Origin of the sequence: Alicyclobacillus sacchari (genome assembly GCF_004366795.1) — a bacterium.
In the GTDB taxonomy this organism is placed as follows: Bacteria; Bacillota; Bacilli; order Alicyclobacillales; family Alicyclobacillaceae; genus Alicyclobacillus; species Alicyclobacillus sacchari.
This window is the reverse complement of the sequence record NZ_SORF01000065.1, coordinates 1-1,072: the sequence shown is the minus strand read 5'-3', so window position 1 is coordinate 1,072 and position 1,072 is coordinate 1. Positions and strand designations below refer to the sequence as shown.

Sequence of the window (1,072 nt, the reverse complement as noted above, 5' to 3'; positions counted from 1 at the left end):
TGCAGCTTCATCACACTGAACGCGGCCATGCCAATGACGGCCAATGTACCGAGTTGTGCCATGCGTCCGAGCGCGCGAAAGATGGATCGATACAAAGCAAACGCGCCAATGGCGCCGATGACGACCATGAACCACGTCGAATGCGCGATGCTTACGCGCACAAGCGCTGGGACTTCCGGCATGCGTTGATGCTCCTTTCGCTTTGCTCACCAATAAGCTAGCGCATACACTAGCTAGCGATTGTGCTGGCTAGCATATTGGCGAGCGTAGTGGCTCGCGTTCATGCTCGCTATACGAGTGCGAGCCCAACAAATGTGAAAATCCCGATGCCGCCGATGAGGTAGTCGACAGCGCTGAACGACTTCACCAGGTGTACACCTTGTCGTTTGCCCCACGGCCAGAGAAGCGGAATCCCGCCCGCAATGAAGTCCGCCGCCATGTGGAGCACATATCCCAAGATGAGTCCGTACGCGGCAACGCCCAGGTGCAAGTGACTAAGCGCCGGCTCACTCAGGTAACATCCCGCCCCAAACACGGCGAGACCCAGCAGGCTATGGGTGAATGTGCGGTGTTTGGCCGGCATTGTCGCCGCTATCCAAGCGGCAAGCAATACCGCGGCCTCCATCGGCATGCGATGGTGATACGCCAAGTCGAGCAAGATGGCTGCGAGAGCGCCTAGACCGAGTACGCGCGTGAAGTTGTGCGCCGCACCAAAGATGAACATGAGCAAGAGTGCAACGCCCCATGCGGTGAGCGACGTCGCCCAGTGCATGAGCACCATTACGACGATGGCCAGGGCCAAAACCGGCAGGCCAAATACGACTTCGATGGTGTAGGTCAGCTTCGCATCCTGCTGATCCAAATCCGGCACCAGTGCCCCGACTACCGTGGCCGCGACAAAGGCGGCTTGCACAACGATGATATGTGGCATTGAGGCCCACGGGTGTGTGGTAAGGTCACGCAATGATTCCCAGTTCTCGTGTAATACCAGCGGTGTCGCCGCAACCGCCCCGACTGCGCCAATCGCCATATGGGAACGACCCATCATAAGTCCATCTCTCCTCTCCTGGCT

Annotated in this window: 2 protein-coding genes; both read right to left on the bottom strand. The window is 58.4% G+C overall.

Annotated elements, in window-relative coordinates; translation table 11 throughout:
• On the bottom strand, positions 1-182 hold a 182-nt coding region (locus C7445_RS14465; RefSeq protein ID WP_134161426.1), incomplete at its 3' end, for a hypothetical protein.
• Positions 183-289: 107 nt separating this feature from the next.
• Positions 290-1,072, bottom strand: a 783-nt coding sequence (locus tag C7445_RS14460; RefSeq protein ID WP_243835223.1) for a metal-dependent hydrolase, incomplete at its 5' end; no start/stop codon positions are given.